At 61.5% G+C, this 20,127-nt stretch carries 18 protein-coding genes; 10 read left to right on the forward strand and 8 right to left on the reverse strand.

Going from position 1 to position 20,127, the window contains the following annotated elements; genetic code table 11:
- Positions 1-62: 62 nt before the first annotated feature.
- Together VVD49_RS12005 and VVD49_RS12010 are read right to left on the reverse strand one after the other, a co-directional pair.
- A complete protein-coding gene (locus VVD49_RS12005; RefSeq protein ID WP_327599417.1) occupies positions 63-431 on the reverse strand; it encodes a hypothetical protein in 369 nt (122 codons plus the stop codon).
- Positions 432-793: 362 nt separating this feature from the next.
- Positions 794-2,443 (reverse strand): electron transfer flavoprotein-ubiquinone oxidoreductase, encoded by a 1,650-nt coding sequence (locus tag VVD49_RS12010; RefSeq protein ID WP_327599418.1) that lies wholly within the window; start codon positions 2,441-2,443, stop codon positions 794-796.
- 233 nt (positions 2,444-2,676) lie between these two features.
- Here VVD49_RS12010 and VVD49_RS12015 point away from each other — a divergent pair, with 233 nt between their 5' ends.
- From VVD49_RS12015 to VVD49_RS12025, 3 genes are all read left to right on the forward strand, one after another.
- Positions 2,677-4,665: an acetoacetate--CoA ligase gene (locus tag VVD49_RS12015; RefSeq protein WP_327599419.1), complete on the forward strand. Its 1,989-nt coding sequence runs from the start codon at positions 2,677-2,679 to the stop codon at positions 4,663-4,665.
- A 202-nt stretch (positions 4,666-4,867) separates the two neighbouring features.
- Positions 4,868-5,104, forward strand: coding sequence for a hypothetical protein (locus VVD49_RS12020; protein ID WP_327599420.1), 237 nt, complete (start codon positions 4,868-4,870; stop codon positions 5,102-5,104).
- A gap of 41 nt (positions 5,105-5,145) precedes the next feature.
- A complete protein-coding gene (locus VVD49_RS12025; RefSeq protein ID WP_327599421.1) occupies positions 5,146-5,298 on the forward strand; it encodes a DUF1328 domain-containing protein in 153 nt (50 codons plus the stop codon).
- Positions 5,299-5,362: 64 nt separating this feature from the next.
- Here the strand turns inward: VVD49_RS12025 and VVD49_RS12030 are convergent, their stop codons facing one another.
- Positions 5,363-6,163 (reverse strand): hypothetical protein, encoded by an 801-nt coding sequence (locus tag VVD49_RS12030; RefSeq protein WP_327599422.1) that lies wholly within the window; start codon positions 6,161-6,163, stop codon positions 5,363-5,365.
- Between the two features lie 82 nt (positions 6,164-6,245).
- The gene (locus VVD49_RS12035) at positions 6,246-6,860 is read right to left on the reverse strand and encodes an arylesterase (RefSeq protein WP_327599423.1); all 615 of its coding nucleotides are present in this window, start codon (positions 6,858-6,860) and stop codon (positions 6,246-6,248) included.
- Here VVD49_RS12035 and VVD49_RS12040 point away from each other — a divergent pair.
- Together VVD49_RS12040 and VVD49_RS12045 are read left to right on the forward strand one after the other, a co-directional pair.
- The gene (locus tag VVD49_RS12040; RefSeq protein ID WP_327599424.1) at positions 6,859-7,578 is read left to right on the forward strand and encodes an ABC transporter ATP-binding protein; all 720 of its coding nucleotides are present in this window, start codon (positions 6,859-6,861) and stop codon (positions 7,576-7,578) included. The two genes, VVD49_RS12035 and VVD49_RS12040, sit on opposite strands and share 2 nt — an antisense overlap.
- A 101-nt stretch (positions 7,579-7,679) precedes the next feature.
- On the forward strand, positions 7,680-9,470 hold the full coding sequence (locus tag VVD49_RS12045; protein ID WP_327599425.1) for a M61 family metallopeptidase: 1,791 nt from the start codon (positions 7,680-7,682) through the stop codon (positions 9,468-9,470).
- A 25-nt stretch (positions 9,471-9,495) separates the two neighbouring features.
- Here the strand turns inward: VVD49_RS12045 and VVD49_RS12050 are convergent, their stop codons facing one another.
- Positions 9,496-10,902 (reverse strand): MATE family efflux transporter, encoded by a 1,407-nt coding sequence (locus VVD49_RS12050; RefSeq protein WP_327599426.1) that lies wholly within the window; start codon positions 10,900-10,902, stop codon positions 9,496-9,498.
- A gap of 163 nt (positions 10,903-11,065) precedes the next feature.
- Here VVD49_RS12050 and VVD49_RS12055 point away from each other — a divergent pair, with 163 nt between their 5' ends.
- From VVD49_RS12055 to VVD49_RS12065, 3 genes are all read left to right on the forward strand, one after another.
- The gene (locus VVD49_RS12055) at positions 11,066-11,581 is read left to right on the forward strand and encodes a glycoside hydrolase family 108 protein (protein WP_327599427.1); all 516 of its coding nucleotides are present in this window, start codon (positions 11,066-11,068) and stop codon (positions 11,579-11,581) included.
- Positions 11,578-12,024: a 3TM-type holin gene (locus VVD49_RS12060; protein WP_327599428.1), complete on the forward strand. Its 447-nt coding sequence runs from the start codon at positions 11,578-11,580 to the stop codon at positions 12,022-12,024. Before VVD49_RS12055 ends, VVD49_RS12060 begins: the two co-directional genes overlap by 4 nt.
- 320 nt (positions 12,025-12,344) lie before the next feature.
- The gene (locus tag VVD49_RS12065; protein ID WP_327599429.1) at positions 12,345-13,487 is read left to right on the forward strand and encodes an ROK family transcriptional regulator; all 1,143 of its coding nucleotides are present in this window, start codon (positions 12,345-12,347) and stop codon (positions 13,485-13,487) included.
- Positions 13,488-13,512: 25 nt separating this feature from the next.
- Here VVD49_RS12065 and VVD49_RS12070 read toward each other — a convergent pair whose 3' ends face one another.
- Positions 13,513-14,268, reverse strand: a complete 756-nt coding sequence (locus VVD49_RS12070) for a spermine/spermidine synthase domain-containing protein (protein WP_327599430.1) — start codon at positions 14,266-14,268, stop codon at positions 13,513-13,515.
- Between the two features lie 215 nt (positions 14,269-14,483).
- Here VVD49_RS12070 and VVD49_RS12075 point away from each other — a divergent pair, with 215 nt between their 5' ends.
- Both VVD49_RS12075 and VVD49_RS12080 read left to right on the forward strand, forming a co-directional pair.
- The gene (locus VVD49_RS12075; RefSeq protein WP_327599431.1) at positions 14,484-15,557 is read left to right on the forward strand and encodes a LacI family DNA-binding transcriptional regulator; all 1,074 of its coding nucleotides are present in this window, start codon (positions 14,484-14,486) and stop codon (positions 15,555-15,557) included.
- A gap of 71 nt (positions 15,558-15,628) precedes the next feature.
- Positions 15,629-16,708 (forward strand): LacI family DNA-binding transcriptional regulator, encoded by a 1,080-nt coding sequence (locus VVD49_RS12080; RefSeq protein ID WP_327599432.1) that lies wholly within the window; start codon positions 15,629-15,631, stop codon positions 16,706-16,708.
- A 101-nt stretch (positions 16,709-16,809) separates the two neighbouring features.
- Here the strand turns inward: VVD49_RS12080 and VVD49_RS12085 are convergent, their stop codons facing one another.
- Together VVD49_RS12085 and mutS are read right to left on the reverse strand one after the other, a co-directional pair.
- The gene (locus VVD49_RS12085; protein WP_327599433.1) at positions 16,810-17,349 is read right to left on the reverse strand and encodes a GNAT family N-acetyltransferase; all 540 of its coding nucleotides are present in this window, start codon (positions 17,347-17,349) and stop codon (positions 16,810-16,812) included.
- A 3-nt stretch (positions 17,350-17,352) separates the two neighbouring features.
- Positions 17,353-19,887, reverse strand: coding sequence for a DNA mismatch repair protein MutS (gene mutS / locus VVD49_RS12090; protein WP_416384903.1), 2,535 nt, complete (start codon positions 19,885-19,887; stop codon positions 17,353-17,355).
- Positions 19,888-20,127 lie beyond the last annotated feature (240 nt).

Genomic DNA, 20,127 nt, shown 5'->3' on the forward strand with positions numbered 1-20,127 from the left:
CGTCCTTTTTTATTGTTGTCTTCGAAGCGAGGTGGCGTCGTTCGATGCCTCCGGATCAGCTGTCAGCGAACAGCGTAAAGCTGGGCGCGTGGGGCCTTTGCCTGAAGCGCGTATTGCGGGCTCTCCCAGTCGAGGCGATTAAGCAGCTTCATGATTTCGTCATTGGCCTGATGGCGGCTGAGGGTGTCGGGCAGGAACAGATCGTCCGCTGCAATGAGTTGCTGACGTGCTGCAGATTGCCCTAGGGGCGACGCATAAAAATAGAGCCCGCGTCCCTGCTCGTTGGTGCCGATCATGCCGTGACGTGTATTGCCATTGATGCCCTGGATCAGGAAGGTCCAGCGCGGCAGTTTGCCGTTGCGGCAGTGACTGGTGGCTTCGATGATGAAGCCTGCACCCTGGGCTACTTGTTGTGCTGCCTGCATTGTCATGATGTCTTCCCACCGCATTGCCAGTGGGCCTCCTCTTTGTGTTGTCTGCCTCGATTTGTCTCTTGTCTTTCTTCTACGCGTCGCACCGGAGGTTCTGTGACCGGTTCCGTTGGCGACGCGTTGGTTGCATCCTTGCACTAAGTTCCGATCGACGGCAGTCGGGTTTCACCGCCATCTGCGAGATTTTTCACGGTCTCGCGGCAGAGCCTCTGGTACGGCGCCAAAGGTAAGGGATTGCCCCGAGCGAAGGATGTCACGTCGACCCAGAATGTGACATTTGCCGGGCTGGACAACGAAAAAAGCGGGCCGACCGTGAAGCCTGTATGCCTCCGGTCGAACCCGCCTCTGAATGTGACCAGGTGTTACATCTCGGTGTAGATCGGTCCTTCGCCACCCTGCGGCGCAACCCAGTTGATGTTCTGCGTCGGGTCCTTGATGTCGCAGCTCTTGCAGTGCACGCAGTTCTGGGCGTTGATCTGCAGGCGTGGCGAATTCCCATTGGAGCCACCGTCCTGCACGATCTCATACACACCGGCCGGGCAGTATCGCTGCTCGGGTGAAGCGTATTGCTCGTAGTTGATGCCGATCGCCACAGCCGGGTTCTTCAACTGCAGATGGCAGGGCTGGTCTTCCTCATGATTGGTGTTCGACAGGAACACGGAGGAGAGCCGGTCAAAGGTCAGCACGCCATCGGGCTTCGGATAGTCGATCGGCTTGCTGTCTGCGGCCTGCTTGAGCTTGAGGTGATCGGCCGAGTTATGAAGCGTCCAGGGGGCGCGTGCGCCGAGCAGCTTCTGCTCCATGCCGAAAGCCAGCGTGCCCAGCCACAGGCCCTTGCTCATCAGCGGCTTGAAGTTGCGCGTGGCATGCAGCTCGCTGTGTAGCCAGCTGGCCTTGAAGGTCTCCGGATAGGCGCTCAGCTCGTCCTGCTTGCGCGATGCTGTTATGGCAGCAAAGGCCGCATCTGCAGCCAGCATGCCGGACTTGATTGCCGTGTGCGTGCCCTTGATGCGTGCGGCATTGAGGAAACCGGCGTCGTCGCCGATCAGCGCGCCACCCGGGAAAACGAGCTTGGGCAAGGATTGCAGACCGCCTGCGGCGAGCGCGCGCGCACCGTAGGCCAGGCGCTTGCCACCGGTGAGTTGCTCGCGGATGACCGCGTGCGTCTTGTAGCGCTGGAATTCCTCGAAAGCCGACATGTACGGATTGCTGTAACCCAGACCCAGCACGAAACCGACCGCAACGCGGCGCTCGCCGTAGTGGTACAGGAAGCTGCCGCCATAGGTCTCCGAGCCGAGCGGCCAGCCTGCGGTGTGCATCACCAGACCCGGTTGATGTTTCTCGGCAGGCACTTCCCACAGTTCCTTGATGCCCAGGCCGTAGGTTTGCGGATCTACACCGGCGCGCAAGTTGAAGCGTGCCTCGAGCTGCTTGCCGAGGTGGCCACGGCAACCCTCGGCAAACAACGTATAGCTGGCGAGCAGTGCCATGCCCGGCTGGTAGTTCGGGCCTTGCGAGCCGTCGCGCTGCACGCCCATGTCGCCGGTCGCGACACCTATGACGGCGCCATTCTCGTTGTAGAGCACCTCCGCGCCGGCGAAGCCGGGGTAGATCTCCACGCCCAGCGCTTCGGCCTGCTGGCCGAGCCAGCGCACGAGCTGGCCGAGACTGCCGATGTAGTTGCCGTGGTTGCGCAGGCTCGGAATCATCGCCGCTTCCGGCACCTGCTGGCTGCCGGTCGGGGTCAGGAACATGAAGCGGTCTTCCGTGACCTGAGTGGTCAGCGGTGCGCCATCGGTCTTCCAGTTCGGCAGCAATTCATCCAGGCCCTTCGGGTCGATGACGGCACCGGAGAGGATGTGCGCCCCGAGCTCGCTGCCTTTCTCTATCAGGCAGACGGAGACTTCACGACCGGCTTCCTGCGCGGCCTGCTTGAGGCGGATTGCTGCAGCCAGCCCGGCCGGGCCGCCGCCAACAACCAGCACATCGAATTCCATGGATTCACGTTCCATTCTTCTTGTCCCTGCGCGTGAGATACGAAAACCGTATTTTCGCCCGGACACCGCGTGCTGTGGCAGCTTTCTTAGGCGCCTGCTTGTTATTGCGCAATGCGTTGAGGATATGGCGCCTGCAGATGAACGCAGGTTTGCCCCGCTGTGCTGGCCGAATGAGTTCGGCTAGAGTGCAAAGTCTTCCGGGGCGTTCCGTCAGTGGTCCCCCGGGCCCACTCAGGAGCTGCCAATTTATGAGTGATCTGTCGTCTGCTGCGCCCTTGTGGCAACCCGATGCAGCGCATATTGCGGCCACCCGGCTGACTGCCTTCACGCAATTCGTCGCGCAGCGCCATGCGCGGACTTTTACCGACTACACCGAGCTGCATCGCTGGTCGGTCACGCAGGCCACGGACTTCTGGTCGGCTGTGTGGGATTTCTGTGGCGTCCTCGGCAAGAAGGGGAGTGACGACAATGCAGACCTGCTGCGCGATGGCGACAGGATGCCGGGCGCGCGCTGGTTCCCTGATGCTCAACTGAATTTCGCGCGAAACCTGCTGCGACGCCGCGACGCTGCAGATGCCATTGTCTTCCAGGGGGAGGACAAGCTGCAGCGTCGTCTCAGTCACGCAACGCTTTACGCCGAGGTCGCGCGTCTGGCCGCCGCCTTACGGGCCGCCGGTGTTGGGCCCGGCGATCGCGTCGCCGCGTACATGCCCAATATGCCCGAGACTGCTATCGCCATGCTGGCCACGAGCAGTCTGGGTGCGGTTTTCTCATCGGCCTCGCAGGACTTCGGCGTACAAGGCGTGCTCGACCGTTTCGGCCAGATTGAGCCCAAGGTGCTGATCGCTGCAGATGGCGTGTTCTACGGAGGCAAGACCCTGGACGCGATGGCGCGCATCGCCGAGATCGTGGCCCAGCTGCCATCGCTGAGCGCAACGGTCATCGTGCCTTACACGCAGAGCGAGCATGCGCTGGAGGCGATCCGTGGCGGCGCGATGTGGGCCGACTTCCTCGCGCCACATGCCAGTGAGGAACATATCGACTTCGTCGATATGCCGTTCAACGCGCCGCTCTACATCATGTTCTCGTCGGGTACGACTGGCGTACCGAAATGCATCGTGCATGGTGTTGGCGGCACGCTGCTGCAGCATATGAAGGAGCATCAGCTGCACAGTGACATCAGGCCGGATGATCGCGTTTTCTACTTCACTACCTGCGGCTGGATGATGTGGAACTGGCTGGTGTCGTCGCTGGCGTCCGGTGCGACGCTATTGCTCTACGACGGCTCGCCCTTCGTCAGTCGCGGCCAGTTGCTATGGGATTTCGTCAGTGCCGAGCGTTGCTCACTGTTCGGCACTTCGGCCAAGTACATCGATGCGGCGGCCAAGCTCGGTCTGAATCCCGCTGTGACGCACGACCTCTCGGCGCTACGTGCTGTCCTGTCGACGGGCAGCCCCTTGTCGCCAGAAGGCTTCGAATACGTCTATCGCGATATCAAGTCAGATATATGCTTGTCATCCGTTTCTGGCGGCACCGATATCGTTTCCTGCTTCGTACTCGGCAATCCGAATGGCCCGGTGTGGCGTGGCGAGTTGCAAGCCAAGGGGCTGGGGCTTGCCGTAGAGGTGTTCGACGAAACCGGCAAGCCTCTCGAAGCGGGCAAAGGGGAGCTGGTGTGCACCAGGCCATTTCCCTGCATGCCTGTGGCTTTCTGGAATGATCCGGACGGCGCGCGTTATCACGCCGCCTATTTCGAGCGCTTCCCGAATATCTGGTGCCACGGTGACTGGAGCGAGGAGGTGCACCATGCGGGCGGGCATGTCGGCATGATCATCTATGGCCGGTCGGATGCGACCCTCAATCCGGGGGGCGTGCGCATCGGTACGGCCGAGATCTATCGTCAGGTGGAAAAACTGCCCGAGGTGCTGGAGTCGATCGTCATCGGTCAGGACTTCGAGGGCGACGTCCGCGTCGTGTTGTTCGTGAAATTGCGTGAGGGGCTGGCGCTGGACGATGAACTGGTGGCGAGCATCAAGCAAGTCATTCGTCAGAATGCCAGCCCGCGCCACGTCCCGGCGAAGATCCTGCAAGTGCCAGACATCCCGCGTACCAAGAGCGGCAAGATTGTCGAACTGGCCGTACGCGCTGTGGTGCACGGGCAGGAGGTGAAGAACGTCGAAGCCCTGGCGAACCCAGAAGCGCTCGAGCACTTCCGGAACCGTGCCGAACTCATGTAGCGGGCGTCTCTTCCGGCTTGCCGGCGGTCGTGGAAAAGCCACCTTTGCAGGTGGCTTTTCTTTTTCCGCCAGTGCGGCACGCCGCTTGCGACAGGTCGCTCATGTGAAGAGACGGGCGTTGGCAGCCAATCGTGCCAGCCTGTTTCTCACCAGAGAGCCGGCCTTTTGTCCGGCCGGATCCATCAACAGAAAGGGACACAAGATGAAATTCTCATATCTGCTCATGATCGGCGCCAGCGTCTTCGCCCTGGCAGCCTGCGAGAAACAGACGACCGGCGAAAAGATTACCGACAAGGTGGGCGATGCAATGGACAACCGCCCGCACGAGAAGGCCAAGGACGCTGCCGAAGATATCGGTGACGCAGCGAAGGACGCCGGCAGTGCGATCAAGGAAGAGGCTGGTGAGCTCAAGGACAAAGCCAAAGACGCCACCAACTGAGACATCACGCGCTAATACGCATCTACTACGAGGAGATTGACATGCTTCACTATGCCGTTGTTTTTCTGGTCGTTGCGATCATCGCAGCGGTTCTTGGTTTCGGCGTGATCGCCGGTACAGCCGCCTGGATCGCCAAGGTCTGCTTCATCGTGTTCCTCATCATGGCGCTGGTGGCCTTCCTGAGAAGGGCCTGAGTCGCGATCCTGATCAGGTCACGAAAATGAAAGCCTCGCCGCAAGCCGGTGAGGCTTTCTGCTTTCAGGGCGCTGGTGTGACCAGCTTGAGCTTGACGCGCTTGTCGAGTTGAAGCGTTTCGAGTTCCGGCAGGATGTACTGCGCAATCGTCCTCTTCTTCAGCCCATCGAGATCTGCCTGGGCCAGCGCGCGCTCGATGATGGACTTGTAACGCGTTGCGGCCGGAGAGAGGTAGAAGCGCATGTCGCGGTCATGCATGAGAATCAGGTGCGATTCAATGGCCAGACCAGGATGGTCGCGCGCCTCGTTCACGATTTCATTGATGCCCCGCACGACGTAATCAACATTGCGATCACCACTCGCAACCATGCGGAACAGCAGGCGCCAGTCGCCCGCTTTGACGAGCACGGGCAACTTGTTCAATTGCCATAGCTCTGCATCGAACCATCCCGTCCCGACACCGCCCACTTTCCCGAGGGCGCGTAAATCGTCCAGCGAGCGAACGCTGGCGTAAGCCCCTTCCTGTCCTTGCTTGACGAGAAAAACACGCTGCCCGATCAGGCCGTTGGTGAGGTTGTTGGTGACGGAGGCGAACTGGGTGTCGCGCTCAGTCGTCTGTACGCCCCACATCAGCGAGATGTCGTTGTCTGAGAGCATTCTCCAGATACGCGCTTGCGGCGCAGTGGCAATCCACTCGAAGCGAGGTTCGTAACCCGCATTGCGCAGCGCGGCTTCCAGTAGCTTGGTGTAGTACAGGTGCCGATTGTCGGGAAGCGCCATAACGCGCAGTGAAACGCTCTCGGCGGCATGCGCGTGCGTTGTCAGGAGGAGGGCAAAAAAGAACAGCCGACGCAGAAATTGCATGCAATGTGTCGTGTGGATACTCAGGCGACATCATAGGTGTCGGGCCTGATGGAGACACGCTGCAGCGCACGAGCGGCCTGAATCAGCGCATGAGCAGCGGTTGCAGCTTCGGCCACACGTTGGCGAGAAGGGTTGGCTGCGCGGCGGCGACAGGGTGCAATCCGTCGGCCTGGATCAACTCACGCTTGGTTGCCACGCCATCCAGGAAGAACGGCAAGAAGGCTGTCTTGCGGGCTTTGGCCAGCTCGTCGAAGCTGGCGTGGAACTTATCCGTATACGCTTGTCCGAGATTGGGTGGCATGCGCATACCGATCAACAGAACTTTGGCGCCGGAAGTTTGCGCGGCGTTGATCATTGCATCGAGGTTGTCGCGCATCGCCTTCAACGACAGACCGCGCAAGCCGTCGTTGGCGCCAAGTTCGAGAATGACGACTTGCGGTTTCGTGCGTGCCAGGGCTTCGGCGATACGTGTGCGGCCACCCGAGGTTGTTTCACCGCTGATGCTGGCGTTGTGGACTTCGTATCGGTAGCCTTCATGCTGAAGTTTTTGTATCAGGAGGTTCGGCCAGGCCTTGCTCTGGTCGATGCCGTAGCCGGCAGACAGGCTGTCGCCCATGACAAGAATGCCGGCGGCATTTGCGGTGCCGGTGACAATCGAAAGCGTCAGAACCAGTGACAGGAAAAAGAATCGCAACATGAATAAGCTCGCTGGAAAAAAAGTATTGGAGGCCGACGGCCTCAACAAAACCGTAGCCTTGGCAGATGGTGGCACGCTGACGATTCTGCAAGACATCCATCTGTCGATCAGTGGCGGTGAGACTGTGGCAATCGTTGGCGCTTCAGGTTCCGGAAAATCCACTTTGCTCGCCTTGCTGGCCGGGCTGGATGAGCCCAGTGCCGGCACCGTGCGCCTGATGGAGCAGGATATCTTCAAGCTCGACGAAGATGCGCGAGCTAGCCTGCGCGGTGCTTCGCTGGGCTTCGTGTTCCAGTCCTTCCAGCTGCTGCCAGCGCTGACGGCAGAGGAGAATGTGATGATGCCGCTCGAACTGGCCGGGCGCAAAGATGCGCGTGCAACTGCCGTGCGCTGGCTCGAGCGCGTCGGCCTCGGCGCGCGGCTCAAGCATTACCCCAAACATCTCTCTGGTGGTGAGCAGCAACGCGTTGCGCTGGCACGAGCCTTCGCCATGCAGCCAGCCATGCTGCTTGCTGATGAGCCGACAGGCAATCTTGACGTGGCGACCGGTCAGCAGATCATCGAGCTCATCTTCGAGCTTAACCGCGAGTCGGGAACGACCTTGATGCTGGTCACGCATGACGAACATCTCGCAGAAAAATGTGGGCGCCAGGTTCGTCTGCAACAAGGGCGCATCGTGTCGGATGCCCGAAGTGCCAGCGCAGCTGTGGTGAGTTGAGCGAAAGCCGTCGTTCGGCTGCAGATTGCAGGCGCGTGTGCTGCGGGCCACGGCAATCGGTAGTATCGTTGGGCCACTGATCCTCCTTCCGCGGTGCCCCGATGAAATTGCCTCCCCTGCGCTACACCGTTGAGATCGCCGACGCGGCAGCCCATCTGTTTCGCGTCAGTCTGAGTGTGCCTCAACCAGACCTGGCGGGCGTATCGCTGAGCCTGCCGGCCTGGTTGCCCGGCAGCTACATGATCCGTGAATTCGCCAAGAACATTGTCACGCTGCGTGCCACGCAAGGCACGCGCAAAGTCGTGTTGACGAAGCAGGACAAGCACACCTGGAGCACCGGCAAGCTGACCGGCGATGCACCGCTGGAAGTCGTTGCCGAGATCTATGCGTGGGATCTGTCCGTGCGTTGTGCGCATCTCGACCAGACGCATGGCTTCTTCAATGGCACGCAGATGTTCCTGAGTGTCGCCGGCCGCGAGCATCTGCCACATGAGGTCGAGTTGAGGCGCCCCGCGGGCGAGGGCTTCGCGGCGTGGCGCGTGGCCACTACGCTGACTGCCGCACGCGGCACGGCGAAGCTCGGTGGCTTCGGCGTATATACGGCGGCCGACTACGACGAGCTGGTCGACCATCCCGTCGAGATGGGCACGTTCAAGCTGCTCAAGTTCAGCGCTGGCGGCGTGCCGCATCAGGTGGCTGTCACCGGGCGCACGCGTTTCGACGAGAAGCGCCTGTGCGCCGACTTGAAGAAAATATGCGAATGGCAAATAGAGTTCTTTGGCGGCAAGGCGCCGTTCAAGAACTACCTGTTCCTCGTGATGGCGGTCGGCGATGGCTACGGCGGGCTTGAGCATCGTTCATCGACGGCGCTGCTATGTTCGCGCAACGACCTGCCGGTGCCGGGCACGACTTCCATCGACGAGCGCTACCGTGGTTTTCTCGGCCTGTGCAGCCACGAGTACTTCCACTCGTGGAACGTCAAACGCATCAAGCCGGCGCGCTTCCTGCCCTACACGCTGAGCGAGGAGGGCTACACGAGTCTGCTGTGGGTCTTCGAAGGTTTTACTTCGTACTACGACGATATCGCTCTGGTGCGCAGCGGGCTCATCTCGCAGGCCGACTATCTCGGCATGCTGGCCAAGACCATCGCTGGCGTCGAGCGACACAGCGGGCGCCACAAGCAGAGCGTGGCGGAGTCGTCCTTCGATGCCTGGATCAAGTATTACCGTCAGGACGAGAACAGTCCGAATGCCATCGTCAGCTACTACACCAAGGGCTCACTGGTTGCTGCCGGGCTGGATCTGACCATACGCGCAGCGACGCAAGGCAAGCGTTCGCTGGATAACGTCATGCTGCATTTGTGGACTGACTATGCCTTGCAAGGGCGCGGTGTGGGCGAGGGTGAGATGGCTGCCATCATCAAGCAGGCAACTGGCGTGGACGTGTCGCGCGAGATCGTCGCCTGGGTCGAAGGTATCAGCGATGTGCCCTTCGAAAAGCTGCTCAAGCCCTATGGCATTGCACTCGAGCGGAAGCGTGGCAACTTGCTCTCCGGCTTGGGCATCAAGACTCGCGCAGAGGGCAGTGCGCTGAAGCTGGCGAATGTCCTGGATGGCGGTAGTGCGCAGCGCGCAGGCCTGTCGGCGGGCGACGAGTTGGTGGCGCTCGATGGTTTGCGCGTAACCGCCGGCAATCTCGACAATCTCTTGCTGCGCTACGACAAGGGCCAGGTGTTCGAGCTGAGTTATTTCCGTCGCGATGAGCTGACGACAGCAAGCGTGCGCTTCGAGCCGCCGCGCATGGATGAGTGTGCGCTCGTGCGCTCTCCCGGCGCCACGGCCGCCGTCACCAAGCTGCGCAACGACTGGTTGGGGCGCGAGGCGTCGGCATAGGGCGGAACTCCTGTGGAGGTTCCGCCTACGCCTCCGACGTCGCGCGTGAAGTGATCTGCGTGGTTTTTGTTTTCTGCAGCGAGGCCCTGAGCAGCGCTGCGAACATGGCGCTGGCAACGATGGTGGCCAGCGTCGCAGCCCACCAGAAGCCGCCTAGCCCCATGGGTGCAATGCCGAGCGGGGTAAAGCCGCGGTAGCAAAGCCACCAGCCTCCTGCCATGCCGACTCCCCAGAAGCAGATGATGTGGATGGTCATCGGGCCGATGCTCTGTTTGAGGCCGCGCAAGGCCTGCGCCGCGACTGTCTGTACCGCGTCAAAGAGCTGGTAAAACGCGATCAATCCGATGAGGCTGATGGCGAGCTGCTGCACGGCCGGGTCGGGGGTGTAGACGCGGATCAGCGCGTCACCGCTGGCCCACAGCAGCAAGGCCAGGCTCGTGGATGCGCCGACACCGAGCAGCATGCCGACGCGAACGGTCTTGCGTACGTGTGGCCAGTCTTGCGCGCCTGCCGCCTGGCCCACCATTGCCAGCGTGGCGATGGAGATGGAGAGCGGCAGCATGTAGCAAACGCCGCCGAAGCTGCCGAGGATACGATGGCCGCCGACGGCGATCGGGCCGAGCGGGGCAACCATCAGCGCAATCAGCGCGAAGCTGGTGATCTCGACGAAAGCCGACATGCCGATCGGCAAGCCGATGCGCAGGATTTCGCCGATGCGTGCAAGCGACGGCGCTTGCCAGCCGGACAGCAGGTGCAAAGCCTGCGAGCGTTGTGAGCGCGCGAGGTAGACCAGCCCTGCGATCGCTAGCGACGAGGTGATGATGACGTTGGAGATGGCACAGCCGACAGCGCCCAGTGGTGTCGTGCCGAGCCAGCCGAATGCGAGGGTGGGTGCGAGTAGTGCGTGGACGCCGGCATTGGCGAGGCCGAAAAACATCAGCATGCGTGGCGCGCCGATGGCATTGAGCATGCCGCCGCAAGTGCGGTAGATCAGCGTACCCGGCAGGACGAAAGCGAGTGCGGTGAGGTAGGCCCGCGTGCGCGCTTCAATCTCCGGCGTCATGCTGCTGGCGTTCAATAGCCAGCCGGGAAAGATCATCAACACCATGCCGAGCAGCGCAAGCCCTGCGGCCAGCCAGATGCCTTGCTGGAAACTCGCAGGCAATTCCGAAATGCGCCTTGCACCGAAGTGCTGGGCAGCAATCGGTGTGAGCCCTTGCACGATGCCCGCGAAGGCCAGCATCACAGAGATGTAAATGCCGGAGCCGATGCCTACCGCTGCCAGATCGACAGTGCCCGCGTAGCCCGCAATGACGGTGTCGACGATGGTCGTACTCATCGATGCCAGTTGCGCGATGAGGATGGGCGACGCGTGGGCGAGCAAGGCACGGAGTACGAAGCGGGACTTGAGCGAAGGTGTCGAGGTTGTCATTGGGGGGATCGCCCGGCGGGCTGGTGAAGAAGGCAGACCGGGTGTGGCTGTCGGCCAAAAGGGCATTTTAGCAGCCGGCGATTGGACCACTTCCTAACTTGCAGTGGATGCCCGTTCAGGTGCCATAGGGCTTGCAGGTTTTCTACTTGTGGGAGGTGCAGTCATGGCGGACTTCAGTCCAGCCTTCGAAGCAATGATCCAGAACGAAGGCGGATACAAGCTGAGCAACGTGGCGAATGATCGCGGTGGTCAGACCTATGCGGGCATCGCCCGCAATTTTCATGGCAGCTGGCCCGGTTGGGTGATCATCGACCGCGGCGACATGGGTAACCTGGAGTTGTCACGCCTGGTGCGCGAGTTTTACAAGGCCGCGTTCTGGGATCCCATCGCGGGGGATGAGATCAAGCAGCAGGCAATTGCCGCGAGCATTTTTGATTTCGCGGTTAACGCGGGAACCGGAACCGCTGCCAAGCTTGCGCAGCTCGTCGTGAGTGCGATGCCTGACGGACGCATCGGCCCCAAGACACTGGCTGCGCTCAACGAGCTTGACGAGGGGGTCTTCGTGCTCAAGTACGCGCTGGCCAAGGTGGCGCGCTATGCGGAGATCTGTAACAAGGATCGCGGGCAAAGCAAGTTCCTGCTCGGCTGGATCAATCGCACGATGAAGGGGCTGACATGACTCCACTGCTGGGTATTGGCGAGCTGGTGACAGGTATCGGAAAAGTGGCCGACGACCTGTTCACGTCGGATGAAGAGCGCTTGAAAATTGCGTTGCAGGAAAAGGCCATCGAGACCGAGCTGGTCAAGGGGCAGATGGAGATCGACAAGACCGAGGCGCAGCATGCAAGTGTGTTTGTCGCCGGTTGGCGCCCCTTCATTGGCTGGGTGGGCGGCGTGGCATTGGCATACCAGTTTGTCCTTTACCCGCTGATGGTATGGAGCTGGGCGTGGTTCCAGTCGCGTGGCTGGGTCCCGGCCAACCAGAATCCCCCGCCGGTACTCAAGGCCGATGAGCTTTGGGTACTGGTCTCCGGCATGCTGGGTATTGCCGGTCTGCGAAGCTTCGACAAAGCCAAGGGTACGCAGACGGACAAGGTGTCGTTGACCAAGAACGAAAACTGATTTTCCATTTCAGAGAACTCCAGGCTCCGGCGGGTGTCACTACCGTCGGAGCTTTTTTCTGCGGATTTGACGCCTTTGATAAATTTCAGAAATGCCAAATCTGCCTATAGCGCCAATTTGTGCGGTTTGTCATTGCCCGCAAAAATCCGCGAGTGGCGCGAATAAAAATTAATCAGGCAAGCACGTTACAATCAATCGGGTATTGCCTGGCGTGCGCCAGTCTGCGGCACGTAAGCACGCAAATAAAAATCAAAGTGGATAGCCCGTAGCGGGCGCTCTGTGTATTCGAACGTCATGGGCAAGAGTCCAGGTGAAAAGTAATGGCTATTACCGGCGACCAAAGTTTCCTGAAGAACATAAACCGCATGGCAATGATCCGGCTTATCAGAGGGCAGCCGGGTCTTTCGCGTGCCGATCTGGCAACCAACACCGGGCTGACGAAATCGACGGTGAGCCAGCTGGTGCAGGAGCTGATTGATGAAGGCTGGTTGTCGGAAGACGATGCGCTGGTGACGGGTAGTATCGGTCGCCGTCCCACGCCACTGCGTTTGAATACCGAGAAGCTGGCCTTGATCGGTGCAGATCTGAAGGTTGGCCAGATTGACGTCGTTGCGACGACGCTGACGGGTGAAGTGATCGCCACCACACAACGCACGATGGACACCAAGGACGTCAAGGAGGTCATGGCGGTTCTTGCCGGAGGCATCGCCGAAGTCGTGCGCGCGATGCTGGCGCAACACCGCACGGTGCTTGGTGTCGGGCTGGGGGTGCCCGGGCCGGTGCACGCGGTGAGCGGCATCCTGCATTTTTCCCCAAATTTCGGTTGGCGTGATGTGCCGGTACGTGCCGAGCTGAATACAGCTCTGGCCGCCGCGGGCATTTCGAAGCTACCGGTCTATGTGCAGCGCCGCGCAGCGACGGCCGCACTGGGCGAGGTGGAGTTTGCCTGTACGGAGGTCGAGGAGCCGCTGCTCTACATCCATCTCGGTTTGAGCATCGGGGCGGGCGTGTTCGTCAGTGACCGCTTGTTGAGCGGGCATGGCGGGTTTGCAGGCGATGTCGGCAACCAGCAGCTCAAGTCGGAAGGCACGTATCGCACGGCTGAGGAGATCGTCAGTCTGGGGGCCATGGCGCGCGCGGCCGGCATCACACCGCAGGAGTTCCTGGCCCGTGTCGAGGCCAATGATGACTCCGTACAGCAGATTCTCGAGAACGCCGGGCACTACCTCGGCGTGCTGATCCATAACCTCTGGTCCACCTTCGACCCGGCGCAGGTTGTGCTGGGCGGGCAGTGCAGTCGCTTCGGCACGCACTATGTCGATATGGCGTTGGCCACGCTCAATGAGCGCGCTGCAGATGGTCTGATACGCCCGCCGAAAGTCAGCGTTGCGCGGTTCGGCGAACAAGCGGTGGCGATCGGCGCGACGGCGCTGGTACTGCACCAGATCGTGCGCCCGATGTAAGTACTCGTTGCGGACAAGGGCGTGCTCAGAAACGCAGCACGCCGCCTTCGAGCACCTTGGCTTCTTCCAGCCGGCTCACCGTCGGGCGCAGGTCGAGGCCCGTCTCTTCAGCCAGTTTGGCGGCGCGCTCGCGCAGCTGACGTGCGCTGACTTCCACCGCTTCGCCACGCGCCGCAAAGGCGATCACATTGCCGCTGTCGCATGAAGGAAAGGCCATAGCGCGCGTGTCGAATGCTTCTGACATGCGCTGGATGCTTGGGCCGTAGCGTCGCGTGCGGCCGAACAGGTTCACTGCCAGCAAGCCGCTTTCGGACAGGCGTGAACAGCAGGCCTGGTAAAACGGCAGGGAGTCGAGCGCGCCGACCTTGGCGTTTTCATCGTAGCCGTCGACCAGGATGTAGTCGAACAGGCTCTTGCCTTCCTGCATGTATTCGACACCATCGCCGATCTCGATGTGCAGGCGTTCGTCCTGTGGCGGCAGCTTGAAGAACTGCTGCGTGGCGGCGACCACGCGTGCGTCGATCTCGACGACGGTCAGTCGCGATTGCGGCAATTTCCAGTAGCAGTACTTGGTCAGCGAAGCGGCGCCCAAGCCGATCAGCAGGATGCGCCGTGGCCAGGCCTTCTCGTCGCGCATCAGCAGGCCAGCCATCATCTCGCGCGTATAGGCCAGCTCCAGATTGACCGGGCGCGCGATGCGCATGGCGCCCTGTACCCATTCGGAGCCGAAGTGCAGGTAGCGCACGCCTTTCTGTTCGCTGATATCGATGGATGAAGACATGGAGTATCGGGGGAGGGTTTGCCGTCGGGCCGCAATTGTATGTCGGTTGCGGGGGCGGGTTGTCTGTCCGTTGCTGCTGCGGTTAATCCCGCTTAACAAAGCTTACTTCGTGCTTACAAATCCGATTCAGGCATAATCCAGCGAAAACGTATAACGCGCACACGCGCGCACAATAAAGATCGCCTCGCGGCGAACAGACCACTGCTGGGATACTGATGGACACCACGAACACGGCTGGACGACGTGTGACGCTTGCTGACGTCGCCAGAATGGCTGGGGTGTCAAAGCAGACGGCCTCACGCGTGGTCAATGGCAGCGCGCAGGTGACGGATGAGACCCGTGCGCGTGTATTGCAATGCATCGAAGTCTTGGGCTTCCGCCCGAGCACGCTGGCGCGCCAACTGACTGCCGGGCGCAGTCTCACGCTTGGCGTGGTCAACAACACCGCGGTCGGTCACCTCATGTGCGGTGATGCCTATGTCGGCATGGTGCGTCAGGCTGACGGCATGGGCTACGCGCTGCTCAACAAGGAAATGAGCGACTTCTCGCGCGCCAGTGTCGATGCCATGTTGGGGCAGATGCTGGAGCGTCAGGTCGACGGCATCATTCTGGCCGGTCCGGAGATCGGCAACAGCCATGACTGGCTGGACGACTACCCCCTTGACGACTTGCCGATGCCCCTCGTGGCGATCAACGCGCGACCGCGGGCCGGCGTCGATGTCGTGGGCTTCGATAACTTCCTGGCCGGGCAGAATGCGACGCGGCATTTGCTGAGTCTGCAGCGTCGCCGCATTGGCCATCTCTCCGGGCCGAACAATCGCTGGGTGGCGCAACGCCGCATCGAAGGCTGGCAAGCTGCGCTGGATGAAGCCGGGCTGCCCGAATGCAAGGCTTACTGCGTGGAGGGTAGTTGGGAGGCCGAATCCGGTGGCCCTGGCCTGCAGCGCTTGCTGGAGTTATGTCCCGATCTGGATGCCGTATTCGTCAGTAGCGACCGGATGGCGCTTGGCGTCCTGATGGAAGCGCAGCGGCTGGGGATCGATGTCCCGGGGACGCTGGCCGTGATGGGCATCGACAACGACCCACAAAGTGCATTTTTCACGCCGCCCCTGACCACCATGACGCAGGACACGCCGCGCATGGCCGAGGTGGCGCTGCGCCAGTTGGTGCGTCGCATATGCGATCGTCACGGCGAGCCTTATCCTGCAGGTTGTGCGCAGGAAGAAAGCTCGATGCTGACGCATCGCCTGATCGTTCGTCAGAGTACGCTGGGCGACGTCGCAAACTGATTGTGCAGCCCGGTGCCAGGCAGCATGCGCTGTGATATTGATGATGTGACCCTCGCAGGGAGTAAACACAAGTGACAGAGCAACACAATACGAAGGGGCGCCGCCCGACCCTGGCTGACGTCGCCAAGATGGCGGGCGTATCGAAGCAGACGGCCTCGCGTGTCATCAACCGCAGCGAGCACGTCACGGAAGAAACGCGCGCACGCGTGCTCAAGTGCATCGAAACGCTGGGCTTCCGGCCAAGCGCGCTGGCACGCCAACTCACCAGCGGGCGCAGCTATACGCTTGGCGTAGTCAGCAATGCCGCCATTGGCTACCTGACGACGGGCGATGCCTACACCGGCATGGTGCGCCAGGCTGACCACCTCGGTTATGCACTTCTGATAAAAGAGATGCGTGAGTTTTCGCGCAGCAGCGTCGAGATCATGCTCAACCATCTGATCGACCGGCAGGTCGACGGCGTGATCTGGGCAGGGCCGGAAATCGGTGACAGCCATGCCTGGCTGGATGACTATCCCGTCAATGACCTGCCGATGCCGCTCGTAGTGATCAACGCGCGCAAGCGCGGGAATATCGACACGGTTGGCTTCGATAATTTTCAGGCGGGCAAGATCGCCACGCGTCACCTGTTGAGCCTGCATCGCCATCATATCGGCCACATTTCCGGCCCGATGGATCGCTCCGTCGCGCAGCAACGCGTTGAAGGCTGGCGTGCCGCGCTGGCAGAAGGCGGGCAGCCGGAGTCGGGCAATCTCTGTGTCGAGGGTGACTGGGAAGCGCCTACCGGTGGGCCGGCACTGCGCCGCCTGAAAGAGATGTGCCCCGAGCTCGACGCGGTATTTGTCGGCAGCGACCGCATGGCACTCGGCGTGCTGTTCGAAGCGCGCCAGATGGGCCTGCGCGTACCCGAGGATCTCGCCGTGATGGGCATCGACAACGACCGTCAGAGTGCATTCTTCTCGCCACCGCTAACGACCATGCATCAGGACACACCGCTGATGGCCGAGATCGCTTTGCGCCTGCTCGTGCGACGCATCTGCGAGCGTCGTGGCGAGCCGTATCCGGAGTCTTGCGCAGTGCCCGAGAACCCGCTGCTGGTGCACGAGTTGCTGGTGCGGCAGAGCACGCTGGGTGTCATGCCAATGCCGTGACGTGATGTGGGCGTTCCAAAGAAAAAAGCGCATCGATCGATGCGCTTTTTTCTTTACAGCGTTCGTCGGACCGGGCGTTCGAAGGCCAACGCTGATCCCGATCACGTCGCCGTGAGGCGCTTGCTCATCGATGTGTAAGAGAGTGACTGCCCGTCGATTCTGAACATCTCTGGCAACTCGCCGGTCTTGATGAATCCAGCGCGAAGGTACAGTCGTATGGCGGGTTCGTTGCCGCTCAAGACCTGAAGATCTATCCATTCGAGTCTTGCAATCTCTGTTGCCCATCGAACTGCGTGAGAGAGCAAGGCCGTGCCCAGCCCTGATTTGCGGTGATCGCGATCCACGCCCATACCGAGAAGGCAGCGATGTTCCGAGAAGGGCTCGGGGCGCGAGCGAAGGTCGATATGGCCGATGATTTTCCGGCCCGAGTTTCGGGCAACCCAGACCTGGCGCCAGCCCGCTTTGCCGACGTGTATTCCCAAGCCTGCGCGGAAAGCATCCTCCATCTGAGGAAGTACCCGCGAAGTACCTTTCGGCATCGGCTGGAAATAGCGATCGCCGACTCCGTTATCTGCAAGATGGTCGTTCAGATATTCGATGAATGAATCGATGTCGGCAGCGGTGACAGGCTCTATCGTCATGGACTAGTGCAATGCCTTGCGCAACGCATACAACGCTTCCAGCGCCTCACGCGGGCTCATATTGTCGGGATCGAGTTCTGACAATTGCGTGAGTGCAGGGTGGCTCACGCTGGTGGGTTCCGGTTCGGGCAGCGAAGCAAACAGGTCGTCCTGTGGCCCACTCGCCACTTCGCGACTTTCCAGCGCGCGCAGGCGGCGTTTGGCATCGCGCACGACACCGGCCGGGATGCCAGCCAGCGCGGCCACTTCGATCCCGTAGCTTTGCGATGCGGGGCCTTCTTCCACGGCGTGCAGGAAGACGATGCTGTGGCCATGTTCGACTGCGCCAAGGTGCACGTTGGCGCATTCCGGATATTCGTGGCCGAGGCGTGTCAGCTCGAAGTAGTGCGTCGAGAACAGCGCGTAGCTCTGGTTCTTGTCGAGCAGGTGCTTGGCGATCGAGAATGCCAATGCCATGCCGTCGAAGGTGGATGTACCACGGCCGATCTCGTCCATGAGCACAAGGCTGCGATCTGTCGCGCCGTTGAGAATGGCGGCAGCTTCGGTCATTTCGACCATGAAGGTCGAACGGCCGGAGGCCAGATCGTCGGAGGCGCCGATACGCGTGAAGATGGCATCTACCGGACCGATGCGGCAGCGCGAAGCGGGGACGAAGCAGCCGCAATGTGCGAGCAACACGATGAGCGCCACCTGACGCATATAGGTCGATTTACCGCCCATGTTCGGGCCAGTCACGAGCAGCATGCGACGCGTCGGTACGAGCTGTACGTCATTGCTGATGAAGCTGTCGACCTGTCGCTCGACGACGGGATGGCGACCCTCGCGAATATCGATGACGGGTTCGTCGACCAGTTCGGGTGCGCGGTAGTCGTAGCGTGCCGCGGCTTGCGCGAAGGCATTCAGGCCATCGAGCAAGGCCACCGCGTGGGCGATGCGCTGCAGCGTCGTGACTTGGGGTACGAGCTGTTCGAGCACCTGCTCGTAGAGCATCTTCTCGCGCGCCAGGGCGCGGTCCTGTGCCGATAGCGCCTTGTCTTCGAAGGTCTTCAGCTCGGGCGTGATGTAGCGCTCGGCGTTCTTCATCGTCTGGCGACGGCGGTAGTCGTCCGGCACCTTGCCTGTGTTGGCGTGGGTGACTTCGATGTAGAAGCCGTGCACGCGATTGAACTCGACCTTGAGCGTGCTGATGCCGGTGCGTTCGCGTTCTCTGGCTTCAAGCTCCAGAAGGAAAGCGCCGCAGTTGGACTGGATGTCGCGCAGCTCGTCGAGCTCCGCGTCGTAGCCGGTGGCGATGACGCCGCCATCGCGCACCTGCGCGCCGGGTTCAAGTGCAATGGATGCTTGCAGCTGGAGCAAGGCTTCCACTGGCGTGGCCAGTTCGCGCTGCAGGCGGGCCGCAAGGTCCGCCTGCTCGACGGGCAGCGGCGCACGTAGCGCATCCAGCCCGGCAAGGCTTTCGCGCAGGCTGGCCAGCTCGCGCGGGCGCACACTGCGCAGGGCGATGCGCGTGGCAATGCGTTCGATGTCGGCAATCGGGCGTAGTGCATCGGCAATGGCACTCATTGGCCCGTTGCCCGCATCGCCGAGCAAGGCGCCGACCGTCTGGTGGCGCAAACGGCATTCGTGCCGATTGGATAGCGGGTGGTGCAGGCAATGCCGTAGCCAGCGTGAGCCCATGCTGGTCTGGCACAGGTCGAGCAGGGACAGCAGCGTGGGCGAGGGCTCGCCACGCAGTGTTTCGGAGATTTCCAGGTTACGGCGCGTGTGGGCGTCAAGGCGCAGATAGTCATCGTCGCGCTCGACCTGCAGGCGCGTGATGTGCCCGAGCGATTGGCGCTGCGTGGTGCGCGCATAGTCGAACATTGCGGCGGCGGCGGCCAGCGCCACGTCCAGTCCCTCAGCGGAGAACCCGGCCAGATCGCGCGTGCCGAAGTGGCTGGTCAGCAATTCGGTGCCGGTCTTGGCGTCGAACTGCCAGTCCGCGAGGCGGCGGATGGCGGGCACGCGCGACTCGAGCGCCGGCAGCTTGAGGCTGTCGGGAATCAGGGCCTCGGCCGGGCGCAGGCGCTCGAGGTGGCTGATCAGTGATTCGGGTGTCGTTTCTACAATCCGGAAGTCGCCATTGGCCAGGTTCAACCAGGCCAGCCCGAGCACGCCGCGATGCAGTTGCACAGCCAGGAGGGGCGCATCGGCCCGGTCGTCCAGCAGGGCTGCGTCGGTCAGCGTGCCCGGCGTGACGATGCGGGCAACTGCGCGTTCGACCGGCCCCTTGCTGGTGGCGGGGTCGCCGACTTGCTCGCATATCACGGCAGACTCGCCAATCTTGACCAGTTTGACGAGGTAGGGCTCGAGCGCATGAAACGGCACGCCGCACATCTTGATCGGTACGCCGGCGGATTGGCCGCGCGTCGTGAGGGTGATATCCAGCAGGCGCGCAGCGCGCTCGGCGTCTTCGTAGAACAACTCGTAGAAGTCGCCCATGCGATAGAACAGCAACAGGTCGGGGTGCTGAGCCTTGAGACGCAGGTACTGCTGCATCATCGGGGTGTGGCTCGAAAGGTCCTTTGAATCAGTCACTTGATGTTTTTCCGGATGGTCGATGCGTCGCCCGCGACGGGAGTTTGCTGCGTGAGGTGGCTGAGCAGAGAGGCTGACTGCGAGCAGGCGGCAATTATATCGACGCGGGCCACCCCCTCAAAACGCGGGCGAGCCGGGAATGTTTGTTGCGCACGCAGGCGCTCCAGCAGAGAGGCTCAGCAGGTAGAAGTGAGAACAAGG

Origin of the sequence: Uliginosibacterium silvisoli (assembly GCF_036017035.1) — a bacterium.
Classification (GTDB): domain Bacteria; phylum Pseudomonadota; class Gammaproteobacteria; order Burkholderiales; family Rhodocyclaceae; genus Viridibacterium; species Viridibacterium silvisoli.